20 protein-coding genes are annotated in these 15,580 nt (G+C 34.7%); 16 read left to right on the top strand and 4 right to left on the bottom strand.

Annotation, left to right across the window (positions count from 1 at the left end; all coding sequences use genetic code 11):
- Positions 1-370: 370 nt before the first annotated feature.
- Positions 371-1,015, bottom strand: a complete 645-nt coding sequence (locus tag ACQKIM_RS14025; RefSeq protein WP_427544894.1) for a methyltransferase family protein — start codon at positions 1,013-1,015, stop codon at positions 371-373.
- Positions 1,016-1,032: 17 nt separating this feature from the next.
- A complete protein-coding gene (locus ACQKIM_RS14020) occupies positions 1,033-1,836 on the bottom strand; it encodes a MerR family transcriptional regulator (protein ID WP_427544892.1) in 804 nt (267 codons plus the stop codon).
- 293 nt (positions 1,837-2,129) lie between these two features.
- Here ACQKIM_RS14020 and ACQKIM_RS14015 point away from each other — a divergent pair, with 293 nt between their 5' ends.
- Complete coding sequence (locus ACQKIM_RS14015) at positions 2,130-2,654, top strand: GNAT family N-acetyltransferase (protein WP_427544890.1); 525 nt, start codon at positions 2,130-2,132, stop codon at positions 2,652-2,654.
- Between the two features lie 62 nt (positions 2,655-2,716).
- On the opposite strand, the gene ACQKIM_RS14010 is transcribed toward ACQKIM_RS14015, so the two are convergent.
- Positions 2,717-3,169, bottom strand: a complete 453-nt coding sequence (locus ACQKIM_RS14010; protein WP_427544888.1) for a hypothetical protein — start codon at positions 3,167-3,169, stop codon at positions 2,717-2,719.
- A gap of 359 nt (positions 3,170-3,528) precedes the next feature.
- Here ACQKIM_RS14010 and ACQKIM_RS14005 point away from each other — a divergent pair, with 359 nt between their 5' ends.
- The 13 genes from ACQKIM_RS14005 (at position 3,529) to ACQKIM_RS13945 (ending at position 13,797) form a co-directional block, all read left to right on the top strand.
- The gene (locus tag ACQKIM_RS14005; RefSeq protein WP_427544886.1) at positions 3,529-3,780 is read left to right on the top strand and encodes a hypothetical protein; all 252 of its coding nucleotides are present in this window, start codon (positions 3,529-3,531) and stop codon (positions 3,778-3,780) included.
- Positions 3,777-4,082, top strand: coding sequence for a hypothetical protein (locus ACQKIM_RS14000; RefSeq protein WP_427544884.1), 306 nt, complete (start codon positions 3,777-3,779; stop codon positions 4,080-4,082). The genes ACQKIM_RS14005 and ACQKIM_RS14000 overlap by 4 nt, the downstream gene beginning before the upstream one ends.
- A gap of 337 nt (positions 4,083-4,419) precedes the next feature.
- The gene (locus tag ACQKIM_RS13995; protein ID WP_054770577.1) at positions 4,420-4,620 is read left to right on the top strand and encodes a cold-shock protein; all 201 of its coding nucleotides are present in this window, start codon (positions 4,420-4,422) and stop codon (positions 4,618-4,620) included.
- A 277-nt stretch (positions 4,621-4,897) separates the two neighbouring features.
- A complete protein-coding gene (locus tag ACQKIM_RS13990; protein ID WP_427544881.1) occupies positions 4,898-5,896 on the top strand; it encodes an ABC transporter substrate-binding protein in 999 nt (332 codons plus the stop codon).
- A 220-nt stretch (positions 5,897-6,116) separates the two neighbouring features.
- Positions 6,117-6,974 (top strand): DUF72 domain-containing protein, encoded by an 858-nt coding sequence (locus tag ACQKIM_RS13985; RefSeq protein WP_427544879.1) that lies wholly within the window; start codon positions 6,117-6,119, stop codon positions 6,972-6,974.
- Positions 6,974-7,795, top strand: a complete 822-nt coding sequence (locus ACQKIM_RS13980) for a sulfite exporter TauE/SafE family protein (protein WP_427544877.1) — start codon at positions 6,974-6,976, stop codon at positions 7,793-7,795. Before ACQKIM_RS13985 ends, ACQKIM_RS13980 begins: the two co-directional genes overlap by 1 nt.
- 49 nt (positions 7,796-7,844) lie before the next feature.
- Complete coding sequence (locus ACQKIM_RS13975; protein WP_427544875.1) at positions 7,845-9,212, top strand: bifunctional metallophosphatase/5'-nucleotidase; 1,368 nt, start codon at positions 7,845-7,847, stop codon at positions 9,210-9,212.
- Positions 9,213-9,248: 36 nt separating this feature from the next.
- Positions 9,249-10,358, top strand: coding sequence for an HD-GYP domain-containing protein (locus tag ACQKIM_RS13970; RefSeq protein WP_427544873.1), 1,110 nt, complete (start codon positions 9,249-9,251; stop codon positions 10,356-10,358).
- A 23-nt stretch (positions 10,359-10,381) separates the two neighbouring features.
- Positions 10,382-11,191: a sporulation protein YunB gene (gene yunB / locus ACQKIM_RS13965; protein WP_427544871.1), complete on the top strand. Its 810-nt coding sequence runs from the start codon at positions 10,382-10,384 to the stop codon at positions 11,189-11,191.
- Positions 11,192-11,296: 105 nt separating this feature from the next.
- Positions 11,297-12,220, top strand: a complete 924-nt coding sequence (gene lipA / locus ACQKIM_RS13960) for a lipoyl synthase (RefSeq protein WP_427544869.1) — start codon at positions 11,297-11,299, stop codon at positions 12,218-12,220.
- A gap of 33 nt (positions 12,221-12,253) precedes the next feature.
- Positions 12,254-12,607 carry a YutD family protein gene (locus ACQKIM_RS13955; protein ID WP_427544867.1) on the top strand — a complete coding sequence of 118 codons (354 nt, stop codon included), beginning with the start codon at positions 12,254-12,256 and terminating at the stop codon, positions 12,605-12,607.
- Positions 12,608-13,033: 426 nt separating this feature from the next.
- A complete protein-coding gene (locus ACQKIM_RS13950; RefSeq protein WP_427544865.1) occupies positions 13,034-13,588 on the top strand; it encodes a D-glycero-alpha-D-manno-heptose-1,7-bisphosphate 7-phosphatase in 555 nt (184 codons plus the stop codon).
- An 8-nt stretch (positions 13,589-13,596) separates the two neighbouring features.
- Positions 13,597-13,797, top strand: coding sequence for a hypothetical protein (locus ACQKIM_RS13945; protein WP_427544863.1), 201 nt, complete (start codon positions 13,597-13,599; stop codon positions 13,795-13,797).
- Between the two features lie 151 nt (positions 13,798-13,948).
- Here the strand turns inward: ACQKIM_RS13945 and ACQKIM_RS13940 are convergent, their stop codons facing one another.
- Entirely contained in the window at positions 13,949-14,215 is a 267-nt protein-coding gene (locus ACQKIM_RS13940) for a DUF3055 domain-containing protein (protein ID WP_427544861.1), read from the bottom strand.
- A gap of 88 nt (positions 14,216-14,303) precedes the next feature.
- Between ACQKIM_RS13940 and ACQKIM_RS13935 the strand changes: the two genes are divergently transcribed.
- Together ACQKIM_RS13935 and ACQKIM_RS13930 are read left to right on the top strand one after the other, a co-directional pair.
- Complete coding sequence (locus ACQKIM_RS13935; protein ID WP_427544859.1) at positions 14,304-14,756, top strand: DUF86 domain-containing protein; 453 nt, start codon at positions 14,304-14,306, stop codon at positions 14,754-14,756.
- Positions 14,753-15,508 (top strand): TIGR01457 family HAD-type hydrolase, encoded by a 756-nt coding sequence (locus tag ACQKIM_RS13930; protein WP_427544857.1) that lies wholly within the window; start codon positions 14,753-14,755, stop codon positions 15,506-15,508. The genes ACQKIM_RS13935 and ACQKIM_RS13930 overlap by 4 nt, the downstream gene beginning before the upstream one ends.
- The last annotated feature ends 72 nt before the right edge of the window (positions 15,509-15,580 follow it).

Raw genomic sequence — 15,580 nt, 5'->3', positions numbered from 1 at the left:
TCGGAACGGAGATCAACCCCTCGTTTTGAAAAAGAGCTATATTTTTTTATTTGTCACCTTGATTTCATTGACATAATAGTATTTCAACAACATGAGACGAACTTTTATAGTTCGTCTTCTTCTTTTTTATCAGAAAAATCTAAATCAGAAATTGAATTGTTTCATGTCCCAACCGTTTAGAAACGCATCTCATCAAAATAAGGAATTTATGTCTTGAATATCTAAAGATTATATGTCAAATCCTTGCTTCAATTTACAGTCATTACTGTCCAGTGCCTTCGATTGAAATGATTGTGGTTATTTTTAGGTTGTTGAGTAAAAAAGATCACCCAATAATCGGTGATCTTGATGACCTTGAATTTGTTGTTATTTACCAAATGAAAGGAATTAGTTTTTTAGTTTTCTGTTTATATATTGTAAATTGATCTCCGTACTTGTTTTGTAAGTAATCATCTGATTTTGGGATATAGCCAAAAACAAATACGAAGAATAAACCAAGAGGGATAAGCAAACTATAAATATTGTTTGAGATTAGCGCTAAGCCTAGCACCCAAAGGCAATCTCCGAGATAATTAATATGAATCGCATATTTAAATAAACCGCCTGTATAGAGCTTACCTTTGTTTACAGGATTATCTTTAAAAGGTTTTCTAAGTAATTCTGAAACAGTGTTTAACATACTGCCTCCTAAAAATAATATCCAGCCTACAATTAGTATTGTTAAGTTTAGATCCTGCTTACTAGTGATCATTAAAATGGGGAAGCCCAAATAATAAATTCCAAAGGCTATACTGTTCATGAGAGCTTCCTGCATTGCTATACCTCTAGGTAACCATATAAACATCATAGCTGTTAATCGCAAAGCTGTAATAATTAAAGCGATAAAAAGTCCTAGAGAAATGGCGGATTTTTCATATGTAATGAAAAGTAAATAATATGCAATGATTAAATAGATAATTTCAGCAATTAAAATTAAGATTTTTTCTTTTATCGTAGAATTGTTTATACCATACATAGTAAGGCACCCCTTCGTTATTTATATTTAATTGGAAAAAATACTTCTATGATATTATTATCCTCTTGTGTGCTATAGGGGTCCGTTTGATAAACTTCAAATGGTGCTCCATTCAATTTATAGTTATTTTCATCTATCCAAACATGTAATTTAGTATGAATGGAAGGTAGTTTATCGTAAGAGCCAATAAGCGTAGCCATTGCACAAAGACCAGGATTAAACACTTTTGTTTCATTTGTGGCAGTTGTAAGTGGAATCGCAATTTCTACATCATAATTATCAGGTTCATATTCGGTACTATGGAAAATAGCAAGTGGTTTTGCGCTAGGTGATAAATTTCCGAACAAAAGTTTACTAAACAACTCACTAAAGTGTATTAAAAAATCAGCGGTATTCATTCTTTTTCGTTGAGATAAAATATCATAGGTTAAGTGATCTACAAGTTTAATTTCAATCTGATCTAAATAGGCCATGATATTTCCCTTTTTATCTAACGTTTGAATATCAAGTTTTAGTTCTTTTAACATAGAAGAATAAAATGTAAGTTGTTGTGTTAGATTTTCTTGTTTGGTTTTCATTTTATTACTAAGGAGTTCGGTATCATCACTATTAGTTAAAATAATTTTGATGTCTTCTAACGAAAATAAATAGTTTTTTAATCGTGCTATTAATAAAGCTGATTCTAATTGGGAAATATTATAATAGCGATAGTTATTATTAGCATCAATGAAATCAGGCTTTAAGAGTCCAATTTCATCATAGTAGCGAAGCGTTTTCAGTGTTAGGTGGGATATTTTTGAAAACTCACCAATTGTAAGCATAACAATCACCTCCTTATCAAATTACTTTAAATATAAAGTATCCTGTAAGAGGAAGGTCAATCAATGTAACTAAGTTTTCTTAAAGTATTTATGCCGTTAGAGATTGGTCGGATGACGACAGCATCAGAAAAATAGGGTTGGATGATTTTTTCTGTTTATATAAAAATCTAAGGGTCATCGTATAGTGGTTGCAACATAGCCAGTTTAGCGCAGTCATAATAAATAAGTGATGCAATCTTCACTCTTTTTATATAAAATGTGTAAGATAAAACCTATTTAGAAGGAGTGGCGAAATGATTCCTATTTTACATACTGATCGATTAGTGTTACGAGAGCTTACAGTTAATGATGCTCAGGCTATTTTAAATTGTTTTTCTAATTCTGATGTACTACGTCATTACGGACAGAATCCATTAACGAATTTAGATCAAGTTAGGCAAATAATTAATAATTTTTCAAAGAACTATGATGAAAAACGCGGAATTAAATGGGGAATAGAATTAAAAGGGCAAGAAGGCATAATTGGAACTATTGGTTTTCAAGAGTGGTCGATTGAACATAAAAGGGCTGAAATAAGTTATGCACTTTTCCCAGAGAGTTGGGGAAAAGGCTATGCACTGGAGGCCGTTAATAAAGTAATTTCATTTGGCTTCCAAGAGATGGAGTTAGTGCGTATAGGAGCAATAGTTTTCACTGAAAATGATGCTTCAAACAAGCTATTAATAAAAGCTGGCTTTGAAAAAGAAGGGTTGTTAAAAAAATATATATATCAAAGTAATGTTCCATATGACACATATATTTATTCCTTGATAAAATAAAATCATTCTAAGACCGAGATAAGCTTAATTGCCGTCTTGGTCTTTTGGTGATATATAAGGATTTATTTAATAATCATCTGTAAAGTGTCTAATCCTTCCTTCAAATAAACATAAGTTTTAATTGTCTCGATATTCGTATCTGCTTTTTTCGCTGTAGCTAAATATCGATGTAATTCTTTTATATAAGCAGTTAAAAACTCGGTGAAATTGAATGTATGCAGCCACTGACTATTTTTTTCGATTTTTTCAGAATGTGAAACTATGAATTTAGACCTATTTTTTTCTAAAGTAAGAATATCTGCATTGCCAAATGGGTCTAACTTTTGACTTTTTCCTGTTTGATAAAGTGTTATCAATTTGCTAGTAAATTCACCTAAAATAGTACTGTGTCCAGTAGTGGTAAAGAAAAGTAGCTCGTCCTCATTGTTATCTTTTGCAAACACTTTTAAATAGCCATCAAAATAAAGATTATTCAAAATAGAAGTACCTTCCTCTAATTCAAATCTTATTTGCATTTAATTTCCCTCCAAATATCAATTCGATTATTTCATTTTTCTTTTCGATTTCAAACTCTCTCTTTGTTCCGATAGTAGTCATTTGGATAAATGGTACTTATTTGGATTATTCTTTCTAAATTATATATTATATTTAAAAAGCCTTCATTTATTAAAATTTATTTTTTTGCGAAGTCTTGGGTTATTAAGAATCCAGTCATTTTGCTTTGCCTAGAATTTCTTTAGTTCACGTATAACTTCTTCATCATTGCTTATTTTTCCGTTCAATTAAATAAACATTTTATATTATAAATATACAAACGGAATTTAGGGGAATTGGAATATGCTAAAGGATGATGTAACAGAATGGATGAATGATGATGGATTTACAATCAGCATCAATAAGAGTTTTTGGATACGGAAAAAAACATATCTTCCTTAGTAACGATTCTTATTGGGTAAAGGGTATTGCAAAAGAATTAGTAGAAGCATTCATTGAAATTTCTATACTTTGTTATGGAGTTTACGAAGGTAATCCAACTGAGGGCAATGCTAAGCAAATTGGCTGTGCAAGGGTTGTGCCTGATCTTGTTAGACTTTCATACTTTCTGACTATAGAGGGCTTGGATTGAGCAAATGGTTAATGAGTATTATAACAGTGCATCCTAAATTAAAAGGCACAAGTTTTCAACTAGCTACAAATGATGGTCATTCTCTTTATGCACAATATGGATTTAAGCCATTAGGACAAATAGAAAACAGAATGAATAAACCACTTGGCAAGCTGTATATGAGGGTTATAAATTACATCCAAACTTTCTTTAACTATCAGGGGCAAGAATTGAAAAAAGTATCGCAAGCACGTATTAAACAGAGGGAATCTTTTATATACCTTCCACAAGATGCAATCAGTTCAAGTTTTTGTTATTTCTAACCTATTCAAAAACCTTATTAAAGCTTAGAAGTATAATATAAATTTGATGAAAATAATTACGAAATAATTTATAAACCTTGGCTGACAGTGATTTTTTTTGTATATTACTCGAAGTTTGTTGCTTTTCTAAATCTTTTTTTTGGCAATAGTGACATTATACTGGACAAATACGATATTTTATCATAAAGTTAAAGTAATAAAATCAATTGCGGTAGAACAATGAATTCACAAATTACAAAGAGTAATCGTGTTTTGTTAGTTACTTTTTGTAATTTGTGAATTTTTTTCTTTTGAAGCAATATGATTTTATTTAATACAATTAGTGGAGGTCATATAAATGACACAAGGTACAGTAAAATGGTTTAACGCAGAAAAAGGTTTTGGCTTCATCGAAGTAGAAGGCGGAAATGATGTATTCGCTCACTTCTCAGCTATTCAAGGTGACGGTTTCAAAACATTAGAAGAAGGTCAAAAAGTTGAATTCTCAGTAGAAGAAGGTCAACGTGGACCACAAGCTACAAATATCGTAAAACTTTAATTTTAATGATATACCCATAAAAAGGCATCCTTTAATTAGGATGCCTTTTTTGTATAGCTACTTAGGGAGATTTTTGACCTAATTGATAATTAATTTCACTAATTATAGAAATAACACTGGATTTTATAATAATTTAATACTAAAATGATAATGATTATCAATATCATTTAAAATGGGAGCTGATAATACATTTTCAAATTAACTACATAAGAAGGGGAGGTTACTAGAACAGATAGAATGGTATTCATACATAATTGATAAAGGAGTGTTCGACAGAATGACAAAGAAATTTATACTTGTTAGCTTTATTGCATTATTGATGCTCGTTTTAGCGGCCTGTGGAGGAGAAAAGGAAAGTGAGCAAGATCCATCCTCTGATAAAAATGAAAGCGGAGAAACAGCTCAAACAAAAGAAGAGAGTACAGAAGAAAATGGTACAAGAACTATAGAGTATCTTGGTGAAAGCTATACAGTTCCACAAAAAGTAGAAAGAATCGTTGTAACAGGCGCAATGGAGGCAATGGAGGATATGGTTGTGCTTGATGTGCATCCAGTAGGGGCAATTGCTATTGGTGGAAAATTCCCTGAACTCTATGCTTCTGTGACAGACAAAGCTGAATCCATTGGTGAGAAAATAAAACCGAACTTTGAAAAAATAGTAGAACTAGCTCCGGATGTTATTTTAGGCTCCACAAAGTTTCCAGAGGAGGTACAAGGAAAGTTGGAGAAAATAGCTCCTACAATTTTAGTATCGCATATCTCAACAAACTGGGAAGATAATTTAAATTTATTAGCTAACTTAACTGGTAAACAAGCAGACGCAGAAAAAATCCTATCTACATATAGGGCTGATATCGAAGCTGCTAAAGCAACTCTAATTGAGAAATTAAAAGGTCAAAAAGTGGCAGCTATTCGTATTCGTGGTGGACAAGCATATGTGTATCCGAAAGAAGTTTTCTTCAATCCTGTATTATATGGAGAGCTTGGTTTAGAAGTACCTGATGAAGTAAGCAAGGCTAAGTCACAGGAAGCTATTTCTGTGGAGCAATTGGCTGATATGAACCCAGACTATGTGTTTATTCAATTCTCTGCTGATGAAAATGCTGATGCACCAAATGCATTAGAAGATTTTAAAAAGAATCCAATTGTTCAAAATATTAATGCCTTTAAAAATGATCAAGTATTTGTCAATGTTGTAGATCCACTAATGGAAGGCGGTCCAGCATATAGCCGAATTAAATTCTTAGAAAGCGTTCAACAATATCTTATAAAATAAGCATCAGGTTTTAAGTAAATAAGAAGAAAAATTATAGCTTTACTTTATCAGTATGCTGTATCCCAATTGTTGTATACATCAAACAATTGGGGTGCAGTTTTTTTATTCGTTATTTAATCCCCCTATTAAAATAGATTTTGTGAATACGATTTTTTTACTATGTGTTCATATGGAAGTAGAAACTGTATGCTATGATAATGTACATAGAGGAGGGAGTCACATGATACGGGTTGGATTAACTGGTTGGGGAGATCATCCTTCACTTTATAGTGGAGTGACTGCCTCAAAAGATAAATTATTCGATTATACGGGTCATTTTTTAACGGTTGAAGTAGATACTTCTTTTTATGCTATCCCATCTAATGAGAATGTACGAAAATGGTGTCAGGATACGCCAGATGATTTCCGTTTTGTTGTCAAAGCCTATCAAGGCATGACAGGGCATTTACGGGGGGAAATTCCTTTTGAATCAAAAAATGATATGTTTAATGCCTTTATAGAATGTGCCAATGAATTTAAAAACCATGGTAAGCTAGGAATGATTCTTGCTCAGTTTCCGCCATGGTTTGATTGTCAGGCAAAAAATGTTCAATATTTGTTGTATATACGACAGCAGCTTAAGGATTTTGAGGTGGCTATAGAGTTTCGAAATCAAACATGGTATGCAGAGTCTGTCGTGCAGCAAACTATGGATTTCTTACAGGAGCATCAATTTGTTCATACAATTTGTGATGAACCACAAGCAGGTGTCGGCTCTGTTCCATTTTATCCTGCTGTCACTACCAAGAAGGCACTTATTCGAATTCATGGTCGCAATATTCATGGCTGGCGTAACACCGGAAATGCTGAAAATTGGCGAAAAGTTCGGTTTTTATACGATTATAATAAAGAAGAATTGCTGCAGCTTGGGCATCATATCACAGAGCTTGAGACTAGGGTGGAGGAGCTTTTCGTATTATTTAATAATAATTCAGGGCTGCATGCCGCTAAAAATGCGAAGGAACTGCAAGGTATTTTAGACATTAAAGATGTCGGGCTAGCGCCTAAACAATTAAATATGTTTGAAGGGGAACTATAATGGAATTTTTTCTTTTAGTCATTATTGCACTATTTTCTGGCTTAGTAGGTGCACTAGTTGGACTTGGTGGGGGCATAATATTAGTGCCAGCAACATTATTCGTAGGATTGAATCTAGGAATGATTCCAGATATAACACCTCAAAAGGTGGTTGGATTGTCGGTTGTGATGATGATTTTTACTGGACTTGCCTCAACCTTAAGCTTTATGAAATCCAAAACTGTTGATTATAAAAGCGGGTTGATATTTTTTATAGGTAGTGTTCCAGGAACAATGCTAGGTGCATGGGTAAATAAGGGATTAGATTTACCTTCATTTAATTTATATTTTGGTATTTTACTTATTATTTTAGCGACGATATTACTTGTACGTGATAAATTGAAACCTGTAAAATGGTTTGTAAAAAATGGGACTCAGCGCGAATTTACGGATACTGAAGGTAATACCTTTGTTTATGGGTACCCCATCTGGTTTGCCATTATTATAACATTTGGTATAGGCTTTGCCTCTGGATTATTTGGTATCGGCGGCGGCTCAATGATTGTACCTGCAATGATTATTTTATTTTTATTCCCGCCACATGTTGCTGTGGCAACATCAATGTTCCTAGTGTTTCTTTCATCGCTTGTTGGTTCAGCTAGTCACATATATTTAGGGCATGTGCCTTGGCTCTATACAATTCCTGTTATTCCTGGTGCCTATATCGGTGCAAAGCTTGGAGCAGCGTTAAATAAAAGAATAAAATCAGAGACACTTGTAGTAGCATTGCGCATTATATTATTATTAATGGGAATTAGATCCATAATTGAAGGTTTATTGTAAGGTGTTTTTGTTGAGATATTAATGTGAATGAAAAGAAGAGGTGGCTAAAATGCTGGAAAAAATTCATATTTTTCACACGAATGATTTGCACAGTCATTTTAAGTATTGGCCACGAATGCAAAATTATGTGAAAGAGCGGCGTATGGAACTCGCAACAATAGGCGAATCAAGTTTTCTTTTTGATGTTGGTGATCATTTAGATCGTTCCAATATTTATACAGAGGCTACAATCGGTAAGGGTAATGTGAAATTGCTAAATGAAGCGGGTTACGATGTCGTGACCATTGGCAATAATGAAGGCATAACATTATCACACGAAGAACTATATCATTTGTATGATGAGGCAGCGTTTGAGGTTGTTGTAGCCAATGTCTATGCCTCTCAAGGAAGTAATCCTTTTTGGATGAAGCCCTATATTGTATTAACTACTGCACAGGGTACTAAGCTAGCGGTAATTGCAGCGACAGCTATGTTTGAAATTTATTATAAAGAATTGAAGTGGGAAATGGACGAGGCTCGAGGGACATTAATTCGGCTAGCTCTTCAGCTTCGTAAGGAAGTAGATATTGTTGTATGTTTGTCACATTTAGGTATTACAGAGGATGAGCTCTTAGCGGATGAATGCCCAGAAATAGATGTAATCTTTGGCTCACATACCCATCATATTCTGCCTAATGGCAAGCTTGTCAATGGCGTATTATTGACAGGTGGAGGAAAATTCGGACAATATACAGGGCATCTTGTGGTAGAATATGATAAAAAACTGAGGAAAATTGTTGAAAAAAAGGATAGTTTAATTCATAATAAGGATTTGCCAAAGGTTAAAAATGAAATAGACATTGTACAGTCATATGAAGAAGAAGGCAAGCAATTGCTAGATATTCCAATATTTATAACAAAAAAATCGTACAATAAGGAATGGTTCCATTATTCGCAATTATCCGATTTGTTTGCACAGGCCATCTTAGATAAAAGCGGTGCTGACTGTGCATTATTTAATGCGGGAATATTTTTAGATAGTCTACCGAAGGGAACTGTGACTGCCTTGGACTTGCATAGGATTTTCCCACATCCAATTAATTTATGTACGATTGAATTAACAGTTGCAGAAATGAAAGAAATATTCCAGCAATCAAAAAATGAAGAGTGGCCCTATATTGAGTTGAAGGGACTAGGATTTAGAGGCGTAATCTTTGGAAAGATGCTGACTTATGGCTTTTCAATGAATGAGGATCGTCAGTTGCTTGTCAATGGAAAGCTTGCAGATAACGATCGAATTTATAAATTAGTAACGCTTGATTTGTTTACATTTGGTTATTTTTATCCAAGTTTTAAATATGCGAAGAAAAAATATATTCTACCAGAATTTTTACGAAACATTATGATAGATTATGGGCAAAGAATTTTTAAGCCGTAGAAATCGATGCTTTAAGAATGGATTGGGGAAGAGGTCATGCGATTAATTTCAATCGATGTATTAAAAGAAGGAATGGTATTAGGAAGAACTATTTGGAATGAGGCTGGACATCCTTTATTAAAGAAGGATGTTGTGATAAACGACCGCATTATTCAAAGACTTCAGGAATTAAATATGCATTATTTATATATAGATGATGAAATTTCTGAGGGGATTGAAGTAAAGGAAACTGTTCCACCTGCAATGCGAAATAAGGCAGTTTCAACCATCAAGAGTTCCTTTCAATCAATGGATGGATTAAATCCAGTAAATGCCTCTTATATACTTGACCAGCAGTCAAAAGCTATTGTCTCAATTGTAGATGAGTTACTGTCAGCAGTTACTGGAAATGATGAAATTTTAACAATACTAACAGATGCATATTTATTTGATGAGTATTTATATCAACATTCCTTTCAGGTTACGCTTTATTCGATAGCCATTGCGAAAGAGCTTGGATACTCAGCGGAGGATTTACGTTTAATTGGCATTGGTGCTTTATTACATGATGTAGGCAAGCTGATGGTGCCAAAGGAAATCCTCACTAAGCCTGGACGCTTATCCAATGAGGAATTTGATACGATGAAGAAGCATACACGTTTTGGCTTTGATTTGTTACGGAATTTACATTCTATATCATTGCTAGTAGCTCATTGTGCGTTTCAGCATCATGAACGTATTGATGGCAGCGGTTATCCTCGAGGCTTAGTTGATTTCGAAATTCATCCGTTTGCTAAAATAATTGGTGTAGCTGATGTCTTTGATGCTGTGACAACAAATCGCGTTTACCGTGAGAAAATGCTGCCTTCACAGGGCTTAGCAATTGTAGAAGCGGGTTCAGGCACTATTTACGATGCACGTATCGTGAGAGCTCTGAAAAAGGCGGTTGTCCATTATCCTAATGGGGTTATTTTAAAATTATCGGATAATCGTAGAGGCATCGTATCAAGACAAAATACTTTGAATTCTGCATACCCATTTATTCGTATTTTTGAGGAGCAAAATCAGTTATTATCGGCTACATATGAAATAAATTTAGTGGATTACCCAGGTTTAACAATTGAATGTATAGAAACAGACTATGTTGTACCGTCCAAGGTCGAATAAAAATCTTCTCCTGTTCATATTTTATGGAACAGGAGGAGATTTTTTTGTTTTTCCCTCGAAAAAGGATGAAACTAAGATCTTATAGCAATTATAGTCATTATGGTAGTTATAGAAAAAAAGGGAAACGGTTGAATCGTTTAACCTTATTAATTGTAAGCATAATTATAGGTGTTTCATTATTCATTTATTTTTTGAACGAACGACTTATGCCCACCTACTTACAATATGCTGAAGTACAAACCAATAAAATTGCATCCTATGTTGTGAGTAAAGCATCTTTAAATGTCTTAGATATTAATGACGTTCTAGTTGAAGTATCCCCTAACAGTAGCTCTGATTTGAAAATTAATACAGAAATTATCAATCGAGTTCGTGCAGAAACAGTAAAGCAAGTAAAAATGTATTTAGAGCAAGCAGAACAAGGAGATTTATCGAATTTGCCAGATCTTGAAAATGTTGAATATGATTTTAATAAGATTAAAGAGGGGAATGGGATTGTCTTTTATATACCAATAAGCCAAGCAGCCAATATTCCATTACTGGGGAATCTAGGCCCTAAAATTCCAGTACGCTTTCATGTACTTGGGAATGTGCATAGTGATGTTACTTCTTCTATAACGGAATATGGAATTAATAGTGCATTTGTGGAAGTAGGTATTCATTTAGAGGTAAATGTACAAATCATTGTGCCATTCGCTAGTAAATCCTCAACTATTACGCAGGATATTCCGGTTGCGATGGGATTGACAAGAGGGCCTGTACCTAATGTTTATACAAATGGTACTGAGGGCACTCAGCCATCACTTGAAATACCTATTCCATTTGATAAATAGAAAAGTTGCTGTGATAGTTGTTGCCGTTCCTTTAATATGTTACATTGACAACAGTGAAGATAGTTAATATAAAAAAAGCACATTTTTGATAGGGGCGATATTCGTATGACATCTTGTAAACCTACAAGCACAGGTAAGGAAGAACATCTAAGAAAACCGGACTGGCTAAAAATAAAACTAAACACTAATGATGAATATAAAGGGTTAAAAAAACTGATGCGTGAAAAAAATCTGCATACAGTATGTGAGGAAGCGCGCTGTCCTAATATTCATGAGTGCTGGGGCGAACGCCGTACAGCAACAATGATGATTTTAGGTTCTGTTTGTACGCGTGCTTGTCGTTTTTGTGCCGTTAAAACGGGCTTACCAAATGAGCTAGATTTGTCTGAACCAGAGCGTGTAGCAGATTCTGTAGCTATTATGAACTTGAAGCACGTTGTTATTACAATGGTTGCACGTGATGACTTAAAGGATGGCGGCGCTCAGGTATTAGCTGAAACGGTGCGTGCAATTCGACGTAAGAGTCCGTTTACATCTGTAGAAGTTCTACCATCAGACCTAGGCGGCTTGCAAGAAAATCTACAAATTTTAATGGATGCAAAGCCTGATATTTTAAACCATAATATTGAAACGGTGCGCCGCTTAACGCCTAGAGTTCGTGCACGTGCAAAATATGAGCGTTCTTTAGAATTTCTTCGTTTGGCAAAAGAAATGCAGCCAGATATCCCTACAAAGTCATCTTTAATGATTGGTTTAGGTGAAACACATGAAGAAATTTTAGAAGTAATGGATGATCTACGAGCTAATAACGTAGATATTATGACAATCGGTCAATACTTACAGCCGACGAAAAAGCATTTACCTGTTAAAAAGTACTATTCTCCAATAGAGTTTGGGAAGCTGCGTAAAATTGCGATGGAAAAAGGCTTTAAGCATTGTGAAGCTGGTCCGCTTGTGCGTAGTAGCTATCACGCCGATGAGCAGGTGAATGCAGCAACAAAGGAACGACAATTACAAGCAGAAATATAAGGCAAAAGCTGTCGTAGAATAGGTGGTGTCACTTTGATTATTATTGATGGATATGAATATGAGATTATTGAAGATTACCGAGATGCTTTTCAAGAAGAAGTATTGATGGAGCGATACTCAGATATTTTAGCCAGATACGATTATATTGTGGGCGATTGGGGCTATAATCAATTACGCTTAAAAGGCTTTTTTGATGATAGAAATCAAAAATCCACTTTCGATACGAAAATTAGTACGCTTCAAGATTATTTATATGAGTTTTGTAATTTTGGCTGTGCCTATTTTGTATTACGTAAATCTGGTAAAGCTATTTACCAACTAGAAGATGTAGTAAGTGAAGATAACGAAGTGACAAAGCATATTGAAAATGAACCAATAGCGGAATAAACCTTTACAGAAACCTGATGCCATTAGCATCAGGTTTTTTAAATTTGTAAAAGATGATTTTTTGGAATTTGGGGCACACTAATAAATGTATATTTAACTTCTTTCAGCAGAAGTCTCCCGCCTCTATAGGGGAATGCGAATTTAAGCTGCTTTTCAGAGGGTGTCCAAACACTTGCTGAAATAGAGGAACTCAGTCTAAGAACGCCACGTCCTGTGGCAACGACTGAGTGACCAACATCATGTTGGCCCAAAGCCTCTGGCGAATGTCACGGAATCGGAAAGGAGTTAATAAAGGATGTTAGCCTAAAATCATCGCATCCATGCGATAACGGCTAACTGACCTGTATCACGCAGGCCTAAGCACAAAGCCGATTCCGGACTCAATTATGCCGAGGCATAATTAATATTTAAAGGTGTGTTGCTAAGATGAAAAAAGCTGTATTTTTAGACCGTGATGGTGTAATCAATGAGGTGTTAACAAATCGTGTGAAGTTTGTGAATAAGCCTAAGGATTTATATTTTCTGCCGCGTGTGCCAGAAGCTATAAAAAAGTTAAATAAGTACTTTGACTATATATTTGTCGTGACCAATCAAGGCGGGATTGGACTGGGGTATATGAAAGAGTCAAAGCTTCAAAAAATACATGAGCATATGATGAAGGAATTGAAAAAGGATGGTGCCATTATACACGAGGTAGCCTATTGTCCACATAAGCCAAAGTCGGGCTGTGACTGTCGCAAGCCCAATAGTAAACTAATCGTTGATCTTGGGGAAAAGTATAATATTGATTTATCTAAATCCTATATGGTGGGCGATACGGACACGGATATTATAGCAGGAAAACGTGCAGGGACTAAGGGTGTGTTTTTAGGGGAAAAGGATCCATTAGCAGATGCAATTTTTCCGGATTTAATAAGTGCTGCTAATTGGATGATTGAAGATGCAAAAGGAGTTACGTATAAATCATATAAAAAAGGATAATTTATTAAATGGAGGTGATGAACTTGACTAAAGAAAAGAATAATAAAAAAACAGTAGACCGTGAAGAATATGGGTATGGATTTGATATTAGTGTCGACGACTTAGGAGTTATCGGGCAAAATAAACAAGCCAAAAAGCAAAATGATAATGAAAATAAGGATAAACCGCGAAATAAAGATAATCCTTCTATTTTGAATAATGATGTATAGCTTAGGCTGATGTATCAATTAATTTTAAGAATGTTACAAAAAAATTTCGCTATTCTTCTGCAATACATGCTCAATGCTTATAGAAAGCGGAATTTTTTTGTAGTCAATTCTTAAATCACTCTCACAAAAAAACATCCTATTTTAAAGGGTACTAATTTAATAATTCACGTAAATATTCCCGTAATTCGACAGTATCTTCCTCTGAACGATTGTAAACATGCTCAAGGTAGCCAGGCTCTTCAATATCGTCTGGACCAATAATGGCGAAGCGTCCAAATTGAATATCCATGACAAGCACCTTACCAAAAAAACGACCCGATTGCAAAATAGCTAAATCATAACGAAGTTTTTTTCCTGCAAAACTGACAAAGCGTGTTTTCGTATCTTCTACATCATCATATAAAAAAAAACGTTCCATCTTTTAATCTCCTTCCAGTCCTATAGATATGGTACTATAGAAGAGAAAAGACTATCAACTTTTAAAGATTTGAATGGGGGCTTTCCTTGTGTATTTTGTAGATCGTAATAAAATCACAAAAAATTTACAGTACTTAGATGGACTATTAGCTATTATAGAGACAGAAGATAACTGGCTGCAAAATGATATTAAAAAATTAGCAATCGAGCGTATTGGTCACAACATAATGGAGTCGATGATGGATGTAGGGAACTTAATGATTGACGGCTTCATTATGCGTGATCCAGGAAGCTATGAGGATATTATTGATATTTTAATCGATGAAAAAGTTGTATCAACTGAAATGGAAGCTTCATTAAAAGCAGTTGTTGGCTTACGTAAAATGCTTGTTCGTGAGTTTATAGAGGTCGATAATCAGGAAGTAATCGATGTGTTAACAGCAAATCTACCTGCATTAAAGCAGTTCTCGCCAGCCGTGAATAGTTACTTAACAAATGAACTTGGCCCAGTATCTGCATTTTTGCCAGAGGATCATCAATGAAAAACTATAAGGCATACTGCTTTGATTTAGATGGCACAGTTTACCGTGGGAAAGAGGGTATCTCTTCTGCGATTTCTTTTATTCAAGGTTTGCAGCAAGTTGGTATTGAGCCATTCTATGTTACAAATAATTCATCTAAGACTAGAGAGCAGCTGCAGGAGGCTTTAATCGCCATTGGTGTAAATGCACCCCTTGAACATATTTACTCGAGTGCATTGGTGACAGCCAAATATATTGCGCGCAACTTCCCAGGTCAAAAAGTTGCCATGATGGGCTCTGATGGTATTCGTAAAGCGTTATTAAATGAAGGTATTGAGACTATTGAGGAAGAGCCAGAGGTGTTTGTTATGGGCATTGACCGCACCTTGGATTATATGGCACTTGCCAAGGCAACGATTGCTGTTCAAAATGGTGCAGTGTTTATTGCAACAAATCAGGATATAAAGTTTCCGACAGAATATGGATTTCTTCCTGGTAACGGGTCGTTTGCTCGTTTAGTAGGGGAGGTTGCTGATGTTGAACCAATTTATATTGGTAAGCCATCACCTGCTATGCTTGAAATGATTGCTGCTGAGCACGGCTTTACAAAAGATGAGATGGTCATGATTGGCGATAATTATGATACAGATATTATGTGTGGTATTCGTTTTGGTTGTGATACTATTCATGTTAATACTGGTGTGACACCAACAAGTAGTGTGTTAGAGAAAGAACAGCAGCCAACATATGTTATGGAGGCTTTAATTGAATAAAATAAAAAAGGATGTTTATGTCGAAATCTTGGCATAACATCCTTTTCATATGTTCACATTTATTATAGACGT

The sequence above is a fragment of the Lysinibacillus sp. NPDC047702 genome, from assembly GCF_050272555.1.
Lineage (GTDB): Bacteria > Bacillota > Bacilli > Bacillales_A > Planococcaceae > Lysinibacillus.
Note: the sequence above shows the minus strand (reverse complement) of the source record. Positions and strands in the feature narration are given on the sequence as shown.